Annotated in this window: 12 protein-coding genes and 1 pseudogene; 11 read left to right on the top strand and 2 right to left on the bottom strand. The window is 63.7% G+C overall.

Annotated elements, in window-relative coordinates; translation table 11 throughout:
* The first annotated feature begins 230 nt into the window (after window positions 1–230).
* The 7 genes from DEF76_RS12905 (at window position 231) to DEF76_RS12875 (ending at window position 9172) form a co-directional block, all read left to right on the top strand.
* Entirely contained in the window at window positions 231–890 is a 660-nt protein-coding gene (locus DEF76_RS12905; protein ID WP_114912693.1) for a restriction endonuclease subunit S, read from the top strand.
* Window positions 891–895: 5 nt separating this feature from the next.
* On the top strand, window positions 896–1231 hold the full coding sequence (locus tag DEF76_RS12900; protein WP_114912692.1) for a hypothetical protein: 336 nt from the start codon (window positions 896–898) through the stop codon (window positions 1229–1231).
* 69 nt (window positions 1232–1300) lie between these two features.
* Entirely contained in the window at window positions 1301–2821 is a 1521-nt protein-coding gene (locus tag DEF76_RS12895; RefSeq protein ID WP_114912691.1) for a type I restriction-modification system subunit M, read from the top strand.
* Between the two features lie 63 nt (window positions 2822–2884).
* Entirely contained in the window at window positions 2885–3985 is a 1101-nt protein-coding gene (locus tag DEF76_RS12890; RefSeq protein WP_114912690.1) for a Fic family protein, read from the top strand.
* The gene (locus DEF76_RS12885; RefSeq protein WP_162800636.1) at window positions 3948–5273 is read left to right on the top strand and encodes a restriction endonuclease subunit S; all 1326 of its coding nucleotides are present in this window, start codon (window positions 3948–3950) and stop codon (window positions 5271–5273) included. The genes DEF76_RS12890 and DEF76_RS12885 overlap by 38 nt, the downstream gene beginning before the upstream one ends.
* A 1-nt stretch (window position 5274) precedes the next feature.
* Entirely contained in the window at window positions 5275–8463 is a 3189-nt protein-coding gene (locus DEF76_RS12880; protein WP_114912688.1) for a type I restriction endonuclease subunit R, read from the top strand.
* Window position 8464: 1 nt separating this feature from the next.
* The gene (locus tag DEF76_RS12875; protein WP_114912687.1) at window positions 8465–9172 is read left to right on the top strand and encodes a M48 family metallopeptidase; all 708 of its coding nucleotides are present in this window, start codon (window positions 8465–8467) and stop codon (window positions 9170–9172) included.
* A 59-nt stretch (window positions 9173–9231) separates the two neighbouring features.
* On the opposite strand, the gene DEF76_RS12870 is transcribed toward DEF76_RS12875, so the two are convergent.
* On the bottom strand, window positions 9232–10146 hold the full coding sequence (locus DEF76_RS12870; protein ID WP_240319268.1) for a tyrosine-type recombinase/integrase: 915 nt from the start codon (window positions 10144–10146) through the stop codon (window positions 9232–9234).
* Window positions 10147–10179: 33 nt separating this feature from the next.
* Window positions 10180–10458: pseudogene (locus tag DEF76_RS19935) on the bottom strand (Arm DNA-binding domain-containing protein); the annotation flags it as partial.
* 363 nt (window positions 10459–10821) lie between these two features.
* Here DEF76_RS19935 and DEF76_RS12865 point away from each other — a divergent pair.
* From DEF76_RS12865 to DEF76_RS12845, 4 genes are all read left to right on the top strand, one after another.
* Window positions 10822–11106 carry a hypothetical protein gene (locus DEF76_RS12865; RefSeq protein ID WP_114912685.1) on the top strand — a complete coding sequence of 95 codons (285 nt, stop codon included), beginning with the start codon at window positions 10822–10824 and terminating at the stop codon, window positions 11104–11106.
* Between the two features lie 527 nt (window positions 11107–11633).
* On the top strand, window positions 11634–12377 hold the full coding sequence (locus DEF76_RS12855) for a glucose 1-dehydrogenase (protein ID WP_114912683.1): 744 nt from the start codon (window positions 11634–11636) through the stop codon (window positions 12375–12377).
* A gap of 224 nt (window positions 12378–12601) precedes the next feature.
* Window positions 12602–14794, top strand: coding sequence for a malate synthase G (locus DEF76_RS12850; RefSeq protein ID WP_240319004.1), 2193 nt, complete (start codon window positions 12602–12604; stop codon window positions 14792–14794).
* A 392-nt stretch (window positions 14795–15186) separates the two neighbouring features.
* Entirely contained in the window at window positions 15187–16239 is a 1053-nt protein-coding gene (locus tag DEF76_RS12845; protein WP_114912682.1) for a glycosyltransferase family 4 protein, read from the top strand.
* Window positions 16240–16250: the final 11 nt, after the last annotated feature.

The following is a 16250-nucleotide window of genomic DNA, read 5'->3' as shown; positions in this document are numbered from 1 at the left end:
AAAGAGGCATCAGATCGCATAATTCACGGACGACTACCTACGCAGCATCGCGCTCACCTCAATTTCCGCAAGGCGTGTTACGCCGGAGGGGTACGCCTGAGCGATCCCACCGCGTCCAGCACCGCATGCATGTATTTAATAGGCCCACAAGCGTTGTGGGCTTAGATTTTTTGTTTGACAGAGACGACTCCTGACACTACTTTGACCCCATCGCTTGGGTGTATCCGAAAATGCCGATTTTGGCCGACCTGTCCGAGATCCGTGTCGGCGCCTCTCTCAGGGGGCGCCTGGAGGCTGTTGCGGCCGGTGGCGAGCGGGTTGTCCACGCCAAAGACCTTGGTCCCGATTGCGATATCGACACTGACCGGCTGACCCGAATCATGGATCGGTTTGGGGAAACCGCTCCCCGGCTACGCCCGGGCGATGTCCTGCTGCAGTCGCGTGGGGTCAGCTACCCGGTGGGCCTTGCCACGGAAGATGCGAGCGGCGCGGTTCCGGTTTCCCCTCTGTGCCTCATCCGCCCGGACAGCACCCAACTCGACGGCGCCTTTCTGGCCCTGTTCCTGGCCCACCCCCGGACCCAGCTGCGGCTCCGCGCACAGGCTGCTGGCACCCACGTGCCCGAGCTGACGCGGGAGGCGATCGCCAACATCGAGATTCCTCTGCCCCCTCTGGTGCGTCAGAGAGAAATTGCGGCGATGGGGCAAATGATGCGTCGCGAACGGGAGCTGTATCAGCGCCTTAGCGCGGCCCAGGATTCGCTGCTGTTCGGCTTGATCGAACGGTCAGCGAAAGCGCCCGGAGGCGCACCAACGCCCCCGGGCGAACGTCGAGCGGCAGGCGCACCAACGCCCGCAGCTTTTGGTCCAACCTCTCCCGCGAAAGGATAAGCCGGATGGCTATCTATCTCACGACACCTGATCCGCGCAAGCTTCTCACGGATTTCAAAGACAAAATCCAGCAGGGGCATATCGTCACCTGGTCATATGACGCCAATGGTGACTTTACCCACACCCCCGCCCAGTGGGCCAAGAAGGCTTGGCTACGTCCTCGGCTCCTCCAGGGCCAACTCGCGCTGGGTATCGTGAAGCCGAACGGCGCAAGTGTGACATGGCCTATCTACGGCGTGTTCCACGGCCGTTTCATCGAGAGCATGGTCGAACATTGCCATGACCTCTTCAGCTCCGTGCAAGCTACTCCGAAGCCGGTCGGGCAACTTGATCAGGTCTGACCCAGCGGCATACAGGGAACCAAATCAGGTCAGGGCGGCGGCGACGCCGCCCCACTTTGGGGAAACACCATGATCGACCCGAACAAGCTCGAAGAAGTCAAGAAAGTCGCCTGGTCGGCCTGCGACACCTTCCGGGGCGTCGTCGATGCCACCGAATACAAGGATTACATCCTCGATTTCCTGTTCCTGAAATACATCAGCGACGTTTGGGCCGAGCACTACGAGGAAGCCCGCAAGGCCTATGGCGAGGACGAGGAGCGCATCCGCCGGCGCATGGCGCGCGAGCGCTTCGTCCTGCCCAAAGGCGCCTCGTTCTGCGACCTCTATGCCCGCCGCGACGCCGACAATCTGGGCGAACTGATCAACGAGGCGTTGGACGCGATCGAGGAAGCCAATAAGGCCAAGCTCGCCGACGTGTTCAACGTGGACTTCAACAGCGAGACGAAGCTCGGCCCGACGCGGGATCGCAATCGCCGCCTCAAGAACCTGATCGAAGGATTCGCCGGCCTCAATCTGCGCCCGTCGGTGGTGGACGAGGACATCATCGGCGAGACCTACATCTACCTGATCGAGCGTTTTGCCGCCGGCGCCGGGAAAAAGGCGGGTGAATTCTACACCCCGCCGCAGGTCTCGCGGCTGATGGCGCGTCTCGTTGCCCCGAAGCCCGGGGACCGCATCTGCGACCCGGCCTGCGGCTCGGCCTCCATGCTGCTGCGCGCCGGGGAATACATCGAGGAAACCTACAAATCGCGCGACTACGCGCTGTTCGGCCAGGAGGTAAACAGCGCCACCTACGGTTTCGCGCGCATGAACATGTTCCTGCACGGCAAGGACGGCGCCACCATCGTCTGGGGCGACACGCTGAATGACCCGAAACTGATCGAGCGCGATGCGCTGATGAAGTTCGACGTGGTGGTCGCCAATCCGCCCTTCTCGCTCGACAAATGGGGGGCGGAGAACGCCGGCAACGACCGCTTTGCCCGCTTCTGGCGCGGCGTGCCGCCGAAATCGAAGGCGGACTACGCCTTCATCTCGCACATGGTCGAGGCGGCCAAGACCCGGGAAGGGCGCGTCGGCGTCGTCGTGCCCCATGGCGTCCTGTTTCGCGGCGGGGCGGAGGGGCGCATCCGCCAAGCATTGATCGAGGAGAACCTACTCGATGCCGTGATCGGCCTGCCGCCCAATCTGTTTCCCACCACCGGCATTCCCGTCGCCATCCTGGTCTTCGACCGTGCACGGGAGGCGGGCGGCGCGCATGAAGGCCGGCGCGACGTGATGGTGATCGACGCCAGCCGCGACTACCGCGAAGGCAAGCGGCAGAACGCGCTGGAAGACGCACATGTCACCCGCATCGTCGAGACCACCCGCACCCGCGCCACGGTGGAGCGCTACGCGCGGCCGGTGCCCGTCGCCGAGATCACCGCGAACGACTTCAACCTGAACATTCCGCGCTATATCGACACGGCCGAAGCCGAGGCCGAGATCGACATCGAAGCGGTCGAGCGGGAGATCGAAACCCTGGAGGGCGAGCTTGCGGAACTGCGCGGCAAGATGAAGGCGCACCTCAAGGAGCTCGGCCTCCATGGCTGACGGCAGGGGCATCGCCCGCCCAACCTGTAAGCATCGCTTACAGGTTCGCACGGCAGGTGTGGCGTGAACTCCTTCCTTCCCCAGGTCCTGGAAGGGCTGCGGCTGACGCATGATGTCGTCGCCCTGGTCCGCGCCATTGGCGAGGGCAAGGGCAAGCAGGACCTGTTCAAGGAGCGCGCGCCCGAAATCCTGGAAAACCTCCGCCAGGTCGCGATCATCGAGAGCACCGAGTCCTCGAACCGGCTGGAAGGCATCACCCTGCCGCGCACCGCGATCGAGCGGCTGGTCCGGCGCAACGAGCCACCGCGCCCCGAAAACCGCTCGGAAGGCGAGATCGCGGGCTACCGCAACGTGCTCACCCTCATTCACGAGCAGCACGAGCACATGGATTTTTCGCCCAACCTGGTGCTGCAGCTTCACCGCGACCTGTTCACCTTCACCGGCATCGGCACGGCGGGGCGCTGGAAGCCCTCCAACAATCTGATCACTGAGCGCGCGCCGGATGGCACGACGGTGGTTCGCTTCACGCCGGTTCCGGCCTGGCGCACGCCGGCGGCGATGGACGAGCTGCATGCACGCTTCGCGCAGGCCGCCGATTCCGAGGTGGATGGGCTGATCCTGCTCGCGCTCTACGTGCTCGACTTCCTGTGCATTCACCCCTTCGCGGACGGCAACGGCCGCATGGCGCGGTTGCTGACGGTGCTGCTGCTCTATCGCGAGGACTATGAGGTGGCCCGGTATATCTCGCTGGAACGCCTGATCGAGCGGACCAAGGCGAGTTATTACGAAACGCTCCATCGCGCCTCGCAGGGCTGGCACGAGGCGGCGCATGACCCGATGCCGTGGGTGGCGTATTTCCTGGGCGTGGTGAAGGCCGCCTATGACGAATTCGCCCGCGATGCGGGGTCACTGCGGGATGGGCGAGGGGCGAAGACCGAGCTTGTCCGGCAGGCCATCGGCCAGATGCTCGGCGACTTCTCGATCTCGGAGCTGCACCAGCGCTGCCCCAGCGTGGGCTGGGACATGCTGCGCCATGTGGTCCGGCAGGAGCGGGATGCCGGCCGGCTGGAGGCCACGGGGCGAGGCCGTGGGGCGCGGTGGCGGCGGGTCGCCGGAAGACCGGACGATGAGAATTCCGGCAAGGGGGAGGAAAGGGGGCAATGATGGGCGCTCTGATGCCCTCTTTTCGGAGGTATTACCCCTTTTCAGAATGCGCGTCGGCGTCGAGTGCAAGCGCATGACGAACCTACCAGCGGGCTGGCAGCACGGCACGCTGCAAGACGTTGTAGCCGGCATCACCACTGGGGTCAGTGTAAACGGTGAAGATCGACCTCGCGGCCCTGGCGAGGTCGGCGTCCTGAAAATCAGCTGCGTGCTCCGTGGGCGATTCGACCCGACACACTACAAAACGGTGATTTCGGCTGACCGTGCGCGGGTGGCCGCGCCCGTGACAGGCGGTACGATCCTCGTCAGTCGGGCCAATACAGCCGAATTGGTGGGGGCGAGTGCGTACGTCCCGCAATCAGTTTCCGATCTTTTCCTCCCGGATAAGCTCTGGCAGCTCAAACCAGGCAAGAACGTCGATGTTCGCTGGCTAAGTCACGTCGTCGCCGATCCGGCGTTTCGGCCGAAGCTGGCTTCTGCCGCCACCGGCACAAGCGCATCGATGAAAAACATCTCGCAGGAAGCCTTTCTAGCCCTGCCGGTAGCGATCCCACCCCTTCCCGAGCAGCGCCGCATCGCCGCCATCCTCGGCACCTGGGACGCGGCGATCGAGAAGGCGGAGCGGTTGGTTGATGCCAATGCTCACCGCCTCACGGCTTGTCGTCAGCGGTTGATTTTCCAAATGAACTATCCGCGTCGTGAACTCGCTGAGTTTGCTGATCTCGTGCCGGATTTGGTAGATCCACGAACACAAGATCTTCGCGGTATTCCCTGCGTCGAGCTTCAACATCTTGATAGCGCGAACGGAATCATCCTTGGCCATGCGCACGCGTCATCCGACAGCAGCACCCGGCGGGTGTTTCACAAAGGCGATATCCTATTTGGGAAACTCCGCCCTTATTTGAAGAAGTACGCACTACCGGACTTTAATGGAATATGCTCTTCAGAAATTTGGGTACTAAGGCCGAAAAAGTCTCTTTGTGATCCAGGATATTTATTTGAAATTATACAATCTTCTCAGTTTATTGCGGCGGCCAACAAGGCGACAGGATCACGCATGCCGCGTGCTGACTGGAACGTCGTCAGCGAAGAGCCGTTTCCACTTCCTGATCTTTCTACCCAAAGGGTAATCCGGAAAGTTCTGCGAGACGTTGCCGCCTATTCGAACAGAATGCGCGATTTTGCTTCGCGTATTAAAGTGCAAAAGCACGGCCTCATGCAAAAACTCCTCACGGGAAAAATCCGCGTGCCGGAGGCGGTCGCCGATCTCAGCCCGGCGGCGGACTGACATGGACCCGTTCGCCGCCTCGGAAAAATCCCTCTCACAGGTGCCGGCGATGCACCTGCTCCAGGCGCTCGGCTACACGCTGCTGACCAAAGCAGAAGCCGAACGCGAACGGCGAGGGCGGCTCTCCAACGTCTTTCTCGAAGACATCCTTGCCACCCAGCTTCGCCGCATCAACCGCATCCGCTTTCGCGGGCGGGAGGTGCCCTTCACCGAGGGCAACATCATCGGCGCTATCGAGAAGCTAAAGGAACCCAGGGCATCGGGCCTGCTCAAGACCAACGAGGACCTGACCGACCTGCTGCTGCTCGGCACCTCGCTCGATCAGACCATCGACGGCGAAACCCGCGGTTTCCAGCTTCGCTTCATCGACTGGGATCGGCCGGAGAATAACGTCTTTCATCTCTGCACCGAGTTCGAGGTGGAGCGCAGCCGCTCCCACGAAACCCGCCGGCCCGACCTCGTGCTGTTCGTCAATGGCATTCCGCTGGCCGTGATCGAATGCAAGGCGCCGTCGGAAGACTGGGCGCAAGCCGTCTCCCAGCACCTGCGCAACCAGCAGGATGACGAAATCCCCGGCCTGTTCCGCACCGTGCAATTGCTGCTCGCGGTGAACAAGAACGAAGCGCGCTACGGCACGGTCGGCACCGCGGCGAAATTCTGGTCGCTCTGGCGCGAGCGCGAAGACCGGGAGGAGGATGTCGCCGCCGCCGCCGCGACGCCGCTCACGGAGGCTCAGCAGCGCGCCACCTTCGCCGGCGGCTTCGCCGAGGAACGGGCCGCCTTCGCCGCCGCCGAAGCCGGCGGCGGGCGCGGCGTCACCGAGCAGGACCGCGTTCTGTTCGCGCTCTGCCGGCCCGATCGGCTGCTCGACCTCGTCCGCCGCTTCACCCTGTTCGACGGCGGAGAGAAGAAGATCGCCCGCTACCAGCAGTTTTTCGCAGTGCGCAACCTGCTCCGCCGCGTCAAGACGCGCGACGCCCAGGGGCGACGGCAAGGCGGCGTGATCTGGCACACCCAGGGCTCAGGCAAGTCGCTCACCATGGTGATGATGGCCCGCGCGCTGGCGCTGGACCCGGACATAAACCTGCCCAGGGTGGTGCTGGTCACGGACCGGGTGGACCTTGACGAACAGATCCGCCGCACCTTCGCCGCCTGCCGCCTCGACCCGCAGCAGGCCCAATCGGGGCGCCATCTGCTCGATCTGTTGGGCAAGAACCGCGCGGCGATCGTCACCACGCTGATCCACAAATTCGACACGGCGCTGCGTGCCCGCGGCTTCGAGGATCGCTCGACCGAAATGTTCCTGCTGGTGGACGAAAGCCATCGCTCCCAGCACGGCACGCTGCACCCGCGCATGCGCAAGCTGTTCCCCAACGCCTGCTATCTGGGCTTCACCGGCACGCCGCTGATGAAGGCCGAGAAGAGCACGTTCGAGCGGTTCGGCGGCGTGATCGATGTCTATGCCATCCGCCAGGCTGTCGAGGACAAGGCGGTCGTGCCGCTGCTGTATGAAGGGCGGCATGTCGAGCAACAGGTGAACGCGCAGGGGATCGACGCCTGGTTCGAGCGGACCTGCGCGACCTTGTCCGCCGAGCAGAAGGCCGACCTCAAGCGGAAATTCGCCCGCGCGCGGGAGTTGTCGCAGACCGGCCAGACCATCGCCTGCATCGCTTTCGATATCAGCCAGCACTTCGTCCAGACCTGGAAGGGCACCGGCTTCAAGGGGCAGATCGTCGCGCCGTCCAAGCGCGCGGCGCTGGCTTACAAGCGCGCCCTCGACGAGTTGGGCGACGTCACCAGCGAGGTCATCATCTCCGGCCCTGACGACCGGGAAGGCTACGAGACCATCGACGAAGGCCCAGCGGACGAGGTGGTGGCGTTCTGGAAGCGAATGATGACGCGCTTCGGCGACGAGCGGCGCTACAACGAGAGCATCATCGAAAGCTTCAGGCGGCGCGAGGACCCCGAAATCCTGATCGTCGTGGACAAGCTGCTCACCGGCTTCGACGCGCCGAAGAACACCGTGCTCTACATCACCAAGAAGATGAAGGAACACACGCTGCTGCAGGCGATCGCGCGGGTGAACCGGGTGGAGGAGGGGAAGGATTTCGGCTTTATCATCGACTACCAGGGGCTGCTCGGGGAACTCGATCAGGCCCTGACGGCCTATAGCGCGCTGGACGGTTATGAGGAGGAAGATGTCGCGGATACGGTGCTGTCGATCCGCGACGAGATCGCCAAGCTGCCTCAGCGCCACTCCGAGCTTTGGGACATTTTCCGGGAAATTCGTAACAAGGCCGACGAAGAAGCATTCGAGCGGCATCTGGGCGACGAGGTGCAGCGGAAGTTGTTCTACAGCCGCCTGAGCCAGTTCGCGAAGACACTCGCCATCGCACTCTCATCGGCCGATTACGCGAATGACCCATCGAACGCGGGGCGGATTGCCGGGTACAAAAGCGATCTGCGGCGCTTCGAAAAGCTGCGCGCGGCGATCAAGCGCCGCTACCAGGAGGAGGTCAGTCTCCGGGAATACGAACCGCGGATCCGAAAGCTGCTGGACACGCATATCCTTGCGCATCAGGTGCTTACGCTCACGCCGCTGGTGAATATCTTTGATGACGAAGCGTTTGCAAAGGCGGTCGAGGGCCAGGCCTCACCGGCGGCGAAGGCCGATCTGATCGCCAGTGCCACCAAACGCACCATCACCGAGCGGCTGGAGGAGGATCCGGCGTTCTATGAGCCGTTCTCGCGCCTGATCCAAAAGGCAATCGAGGACTTCCGACAGGGACGGCTCGATGAGCTGGACTATCTCCGGACCGTCTCCGCGATCCGTGACGCGGTGGTCAACCGGAAGACCGACGATCTGCCCGAGGCGGTAAAAGACAACCCGGTAGCCACCGCATTCTTTGGTGTTGCCCTGGAAGTTGTTCGTCGGGTCGGCGGCCGGACGGAGCGCGAGCTATCCGACATCGCTGCGGCCTTCGCGGCCAATGCGCTTACGATCATTGAGCAGCATCGGATCGTGGACTGGATCGGAAATCTCGACGTCCAGAAGGCCATGGTCAACGACCTCGACGATTATCTCTTCGATGTCGTCAAGGGGAAGCATGGCGTTCCACTCACGCCGGCCATCATGGACGATTTGATCGAGCGGATTATGCAGATCGCCCGCCATCGTCTCCCGCGCTGACATGCACCAGCAGCAGATCGTCCATCGCGGCGGAAGTCTTGCTTTCCGCCTGAGCTTCGCCGACCGCAAGACCCTCGCGATATCGGTGTTGCCGGACGGCACGGTGGCGGTATCGGCGCCGCAGGGCACCCCGTTATCAAAAATCGAGCAGCGGATCGTCGCCCGTCTGCCCTGGATCGACCGGCAGAAGGCGTATTTCGCCCAGTTCATGCCGCGGTCCCCAGCCCGCCAGTATGTCGGCGGCGAAACCCACCTTTACCTCGGCCGCCAATATCGCCTGCGGCTGGAGCAGGGCGAGGATCGTAACGTCCGCCTCTACGCCGGTCGCCTGGTAGTGTCGGTGCCAGAACCCGATCGCCCCGATCAGGTCCGGGAGGCATTGGAGGCTTGGTATGCGGAACGGGCGCGGATCAGGTTGCCCGAGCGGGTGGCGCTGGTACAGGACCAGGTCCGACACCTTGGGCTGTCACACTCTGATCTGACGATCCGCACGCTGCGGAGACGGTGGGGAAGTATGAGTCCCTCTGGTCGCTTGACCTTGAACAGGAACCTGATCAAGGCGCCGATCAGCAGCATCGACTACGTGATTATCCATGAGCTCTGCCACCTTGCACATGCGGATCACGGCCCTGCCTTCTATCGAATGCTTCAAAGGCTTTTGCCTGACTGGGAGGCCAGGAAAGCTCGGCTGGAGCGTCTGCTGGCGTGAGGTGATGGCCCGGCCGGCAACGATGGTTCAAAACGCCTTCGTTCCGTTCGGCGAGAAGGCTACGCGCCAGAGTTAGACGTCCGATCGACTGCCTTGGCCTCTCCGGCATCACCGGTCCTGCCGACCATTGCCGAAGCGATTTTCTCCGCCACGGCGGCAGCTGCCGCTTTCACGGGATCACTCGCCAAATGCGCGTAGCGCGCAGTGGTGGCAGGCTGAGTATGGCCGAGAATCTTCCCGATGATCGGCAATCCCAGTCCACTGGACGCCGCGATGCTCGCAAAGGCATGCCGCAGGTCGTGCAGACGGACATCGTCCAAGCCGGCTGTGGCGCGGATTGCCCGCCAGGGCTTTTCAAGGTTGACCAGCGGGGCGCCATCTCTGTGGCCTGCGATTACATACGGATTGCCTTCGATCCTCGGGAGGGTCGCGAGCACTGCCAATGCCGGAGGGGGAAGATGTACGGTCTTGGCTCCCGATTTGCTGTCAGGCAGGCGTGCCTCGCCGCGCTCAAGATCAAGCCACTCCCATCTGAGCCCAAGCATTTCCCCAAGACGCGCGCCGGTGAAGATCAGCAGCTTGACCGCGGCAACGACAAACGGCGAACCATCATAGCTGGCAAGAGCCTCGCCCAAACGCGCCAACTCCGACGCCAACAGCATCCGCTCTCGCTTTCGCTCGCCGAATTTCTCAATGTGGCGACAGGGATTGGACCCGTCTGGCCGCAAGCCCCAGCGTTCTGCGAGGTTGAACATCTTCGACAGGACGGCGAGGACACGGTTGGCCTGATAAGGCGCTGCCCGAAGGGCATTGTGGAGCTTGGCGATCTCGCCACGCGCTACGTCGGCGACCTTTCGCGGACCCAGTACCGGCAGGATAGCTTTTTCAAGCAACCTACGGTACTCCGCTGCGGTGCGCGCCTTCCGCTTGGCCTCGACGTGCTCAGCGAGGAAGCGTTTGGCGAGATCAGCCATGGTCGGGGCTTCCCTCCGCGCAACCCTGTCTGCCGCGGGATCCACCCCTTCCGCAACTGCGCCGAGTAGGCGTCGGGCCTCGCGACGTGCTGTCTCCGGCGTCCAGGGGGAGCCATGGCGGCCGATCGTGAGCTTGCGCAAGGGTGCGCCACGCCCGCTTCCGGCCCGGTAGTGGAGGACATAGCTCCGCACGCCGCCGCGCTGAACGCGAACGCCAAATCCTTTGATGTCGCGGTCCCACAGTACCGTCTCGCCGCCGTTGGCGCTCGGTGTCAGGGCCTCTACAGCGCGCTTCGTAATCTTCCCCCGCATCGTCCCCCTCCCGGTCCGGTCCGTTGGGCTGCTTGTCGGCTGGCCTAGGTATCACCGGAATGCAAACCCATGGCGGTAAGAGGTTGGGTCGTGCGGGGTAAATGATTGATTTATAGTGTGTTATCGCTCGTCTGAGCATTCGCGCGAAGCCCAGATCACAAACTCTTAATCAGCGGGCCGTAGGTTCGAGTCCTACTGCGCCCACCAATGAAATCAATGGATTGGCGGCCATTTCATCGCGGGACCGAAAACGCAATGAATTTTTGCGCACCTGCGGCGGACCTGAGAATCATGATTTCGCTTTTCTGAGACGCTCGATCATAGATCATCGCCCGGCAACGGCCCGCGTGCTATCGTGCCGCCATGATCCGCCTCGCCCTAACCGCCGCGCTGATCCTGCTTCCCGGCTTCGCCCTCGCCGATGGTTGGGAGGTCTATGGCCCGGACGGCAGCTACCAGGGCAGGATCGAGCGCGGCAGCGACGGCATGCTTGAGCGGTTCGGGCGGGACGGCAGCTACCAGGGCCGCTATGACCGGGGCCGTAACGGATGGGACGCCTTCGGCCCGGACGGCGCCTATCGGGGGCGCGTCAGCGGCGAGGGCGAGCGCGGTTTGCCGGCGGTGATCGGCGGCGAGGCTGGGAGATAGGGGCAATCACGCCTCGCCCTCGCTGGCCTGCGCCTGCGCGCGCTTTGCCTCTCGCGCCGCCTCAAGCGCCCGAATCACCAGGTCGAGCTTCTGCTCTGACACGGCTTCGAGGTCCCTGTGTGGCCCGTCAACGCTCTTCACCTCGGCAGGGATTTTGCCGAATGCCCGGCCGGGAATTTCCTGGATCGCGACGATGCGGCAGCGGGTTTCTTGCGGCCTTGCTCCCAATCGCGGAGGGTGCCGACCGGCACGCGGAATCGCCAGGATTGCTCCCCACCTCGCCATAGTCCCGCCGATCGTCCATCACCTCGCCGATCAGGTTCTCGAGCACCACGGCGCCGAGGGCGAGCGCAGGCCATGCTTGGCGCGTGTGTCAGCCTCTCGTGATCGCCCGGAGTGAGGCATGTATGGCCGGAGATGTGGTGGCGTTTGCGCCATAAAACCGGCAAAAAGACTTCTTCTTGTTGGGCAGTGCCTGCGGCACCGCCTCATGCGCAAAAAGACCATTTCTTTTCGGGAGGAACATCATGGCCAGACTTCAGGGAAAAATCGCGCTGATCACCGGCGCCGCGTCCGGCATTGGCCGCGAGACGGCGTTGTTGTTTGCCGCCGAGGGCGCGGCGATCATGGCGAGCGATGTGGACGAAGCGGGGCTGGCCGGGCTTCCGGGGCGGGCCGTCAAGCTCGACGTCACCAGCGAGGCGGATTGGCAGGCGGCGTTTGTCGAAGCCCGCGCGGCATTCGGGCGGGTCGATATCTTGGTCAACGCCGCCGGCATCGCGATCGGCGGCGCGATCGAGAACGCGACGCTCGCGGATTGGCGGCGCACCATGGCGGTCAATGCCGAGGGCACGTTTCTCGGCTGCCGCGAGGCGGTGCGATCGATGCGTGAGAGCGGCGGCGGCGCGATCGTCAATATCTCGTCCGCCGCCGGGCTGGTCGGCGATCCCAAGCTCGCCGCCTATTGCGCGAGCAAGGGCGCGGTGCGGCTGCTGACGAAATCGGTCGCGCTGCATTGCGCCCGCGCCGGGTATCGCATCCGCTGCAACTCGGTGCATCCGTCCTTCGCCGAAACGCCGATGCTGGAGCGCATGTTCGCCCGTGCGTCCGACCCCGAGAAACTCCGCGCCGGGCTGATCCGCGCAACCCCGCTCGGGCGCCTCGGCAGCGCCGGCGACGTCGCCGGGGCGATCCTCTATCTCGCCTCCGATGAGGCCGCCTTCATCACCGGAGCAGAATTGGCCGTTGATGGCGGGCTCACCGCGGCGTGAAGTGATGGCGCCGTGGACGCCAGGGGATTTGACGTAGCGGCAACGATCCATCCTAAAAAATATCTGCTTTGCCATCGGCCAGCCACAGCCGGACGCGGCGCGTCGTCGCCGTGCATGAGCATTCGCAATGCGGCAATGAATAATGCTTGCCAATTGCCTTTGGCTCTCGACAAATCAAGACCAGCGATCAACCATGATCCCGAATGGATGGTGGGAATTGTATGATGAACACTCATGATACGGGCGTGAAGAATACCGGAGCCATGATCGAAGCCGGCGGGCTTCGCATCGACAGCGCGCTCCATCGCTTTGTCACTGAGGATGCACTGCCTGGCACTGGCGTTGCCGCGGCGGCGTTCTGGGATGGGTTCGGCGCTCTGGTGCGCGACCTCGCGCCTAAGAACCGCGCCCTGCTCGAGCGCCGTGACGCGCTCCAGCGCGAGATCGATGCCTGGCACAAGGCGCGCGCCGGCGAGAGCTTCGATGCCGCCGCCTATCAGGCTTTTCTGCGCGAGATCGGCTACCTCGTGCCCGAGCCGGCGCCGTTTGCCATCACGACGGCCAATGTCGATCCCGAGATCGCCCATATCGCCGGGCCGCAGCTCGTCGTGCCGGTCACCAACGGCCGCTACGCGCTGAACGCCGCCAATGCCCGCTGGGGCAGCCTCTATGACGCGCTCTATGGCACCGACGCCCTGCCGGACGCGCCGCCGGCCAAGACCAAAACCTATGATCCGACGCGCGGCGCCGCCGTCATCGCCTGGGCGCGGCGCTTCCTCGATGAGGCTTTCCCGCTCGACGGCACGACCCATGCCGCGGCGACCGGCTATGCCGTCCGCGACGGCGCTCTCGTCGTGAGCCATTCCGGGGGCAGCGCCCGGCTTCGCGACGGCGCCCAGTGCGTCGGCTTCGCGGGGGATGCGGCGGCGCCGAAAGCGGTGCTGCTCCGCCATCATGGCCTCCATGTCGAATTGCGCTTCGACCGCGCGCACCCGATCGGCGAGACGGACCCCGCGGGCCTTGCCGATATCGTCATCGAATCGGCGATCAGCACGATCATGGATTGCGAAGACAGTGTCGCGACCGTCGATGCCGCCGACAAGATCGCGGCCTATCGCAACTGGCTCGGGCTGATGCGCGGCACATTGGTCGCGACCTTCGAGAAAGGCGGACGCACGCTGGAGCGGAAGCTCAACCCCGATCGCGTGTTCACGAAACCCGGCGGCGGCACGCTTACGCTTCACGGGCGCAGCCTGATGCTGGTGCGCAATGTCGGCCATCACATGTACACCGATGCGGTGCGCGATGCCGAGGGCGGGGAGATCCCGGAAACCTTCCTCGACGCCGCCGTCACCGCGCTGATCGCGCTTCATGATCTCCGCGGCAGCCAGCCGCTCAAGAACAGCCGCGCCGGCTCGATCTATATCGTCAAGCCCAAGCTGCACGGGCCGGAAGAGGTGGCCCTGGCCGATCTGCTCTTCGCCCGTGTCGAGGACATGCTCGGCCTTCCCCGTAGCACCATCAAAATGGGCATCATGGACGAGGAGCGGCGGACCAGCGCCAATCTCGCCGCCGCGATCCACGCCGCCCGCACCCGCGTCGCGTTCATCAATACCGGCTTCCTCGACCGCACCGGCGATGAAATCCACACCGCCATGGAAGCCGGCGCGGTGATCCGCAAGAACGAGATGAAGAACACCGCCTGGATCCGCGCCTATGAGGACCGCAACGTCACCATCGGCCTCGCCGCTGGGCTCGCCGGGCGGGCGCAGATCGGCAAGGGGATGTGGGCGGCGCCGGACCGGATGGCGGAGATGCTGGCGCAGAAGATCGTCCATCCCGAGGCCGGCGCCAACACCGCCTGGGTTCCCTCGCCCACCGCGGCGACGCTGCATGCGCTGCATTATCACAAGGTGGACGTCGCGGCGCGGCAAAAGGCGCTCGCGACCAAGCCAACCCCGCCGCTCGCCGACCTCCTCACGCTGCCGCTCGCCGCTGGCATCAACTGGTCGCCCGACGATCTGCAACAGGAGCTGGACAACAACGCCCAGGGTATCCTCGGCTATGTCGTGCGCTGGATCGACCAGGGCGTCGGCTGCTCGAAAGTCCCCGACATCCACGATGTCGGGTTGATGGAGGATCGCGCGACGCTCCGCATCTCGAGCCAGCACATCGCCAACTGGCTGCATCACGGCGTCGTCAGCAAAGAACAGGTGATGGCGACGTTGAAGCGCATGGCGGAAGTGGTCGATCGCCAGAATGCGGGCGATCCGGCCTATCGCCCGATGGCGCCGCATTTCGATGGCCCGGCCTTCAAGGCCGCTTGCGATCTCGTCTTCAAAGGCCGTGCGCAGCCCAACGGCTATACCGAATTCGTGCTCCACCATTGGCGGCGGGTAGCAAAAAACGCCGGTTGAACCTGGGAAAATCAATCTCAAAAAATATGCGCAAATAAAAAGCATATCTGAGAGATTTTTCTTCACCACAGTGCGGATTGACACTGTGATGGCGGCTGGGCAAGGCGCAGGTAGCGGATGCTTTTTCCATTATCAGCGTGACGGTTGGGTCTATCCATTTATTGTTACGAATAGGAATATCATTAGTGGGACAAAGGAGTGAAAATTTACTTTCATAAAGAAAAAAATGGAGAGCCAATACTCGGTGACATATTTCCGGTTGGAATGGGCTGTGAACAATCGCCGAATGCTTGGTTTGGCCATCCGGATCCAGAGAGTGACTGGGCGCGCCTTGCCGGCGCCGATCGGCTCGGCCAAGGTGCGGGCGACACCCACCCCGCCCCGGATTCCGCATGGCACTGACCGCTTTCGCCCGCCACATCGCTTTCGCTCTGCTGCTCGCCGGCATTTCGGCGGCGCTGGTCCGGTTGATGATCGATCTCGGGATCATGGATCGGCCCGATCCGCGCAAATCCCATCGCCTGCCGACGCCGAAAAGCGGCGGGGTCGGGATCGTCGCGGCGTTTCTGCTGGGGATTGCGACCCTCTATGAATTCGCATTCTTTTCGCGCCTCGCCGACCCTTATTTTCGCGGTGTAATCCTGGCCTCGGCGTTGATCGCGATCGTCGCTTTTCTCGACGACCTGCGTGACTGGCCGTTTGTGGTGAAGCTCACGGCGCAGATCGCGGCCGCCCTCGCCGCGATCGCGAGCGGGCTCTATGTGCGGGTCTATCATCTGCCCTATCTCGGCGCCGTCGATCTCGGCTGGCTCGGCGCCGGCGCGAGCCTGGTGTGGATTTTGTTCACCACCAATGCGATGAATTTCATCGACGGCATCGACGGCCTCGCCGGCGGGGTTGCGCTGATCGCGAGCCTTTTTCTGTGCGTCATTGCCGAGAGGGTGGGCGGCTGGTTCGTTTATTTCGCCGCTCTTTTGCTTGCCGCCGGGATCGCCGGATTCCTGCCGTTCAATTTTCCGCGCGCGCGGATTTTCATGGGCGATGTCGGGAGCCAGTTCTGCGGCTTCGTCCTTGCCGTGCTCGGCATCGCGGCGAGCCGCTTCGAGCGCGTCGAGATGTCGTTTCTGATCGTCCCGTTGCTGCTCTCGGGCGTGTTGTTCGATGTCGCCTTCACCCTCGCCCGCCGGGCGCTGGCCGGCGAGCGGGTGACGGCGCCGCACCGCGGCCATCTCTATCAGGTGGCGGTGCGTTCCGGCCTCGATGCGCGCGGGGTGACGCTGATCCATTGGGGATTCGCAATTCTGGGGGGGCTTGCCGCCATCGGCTTTCTCGCGGCGCCGCCGCCGGCTAAACCGTTCCTGCTCCTCCTGCCGCTGCTTGGACAATTCCTCTGGCTCGGCTTCGTGAGAAATCTTGCTCTGCGCGCCCGCCTCGGCGCGTGGTAGCCGCCAAACAC

Origin of the sequence: Acidibrevibacterium fodinaquatile, from assembly GCF_003352165.1 — a bacterium.
GTDB lineage: Bacteria > Pseudomonadota > Alphaproteobacteria > Acetobacterales > Acetobacteraceae > Acidibrevibacterium > Acidibrevibacterium fodinaquatile.
The sequence above is the reverse complement of the archived record's forward strand: the minus strand, read 5'-3'. Positions and strand labels throughout refer to the sequence as shown.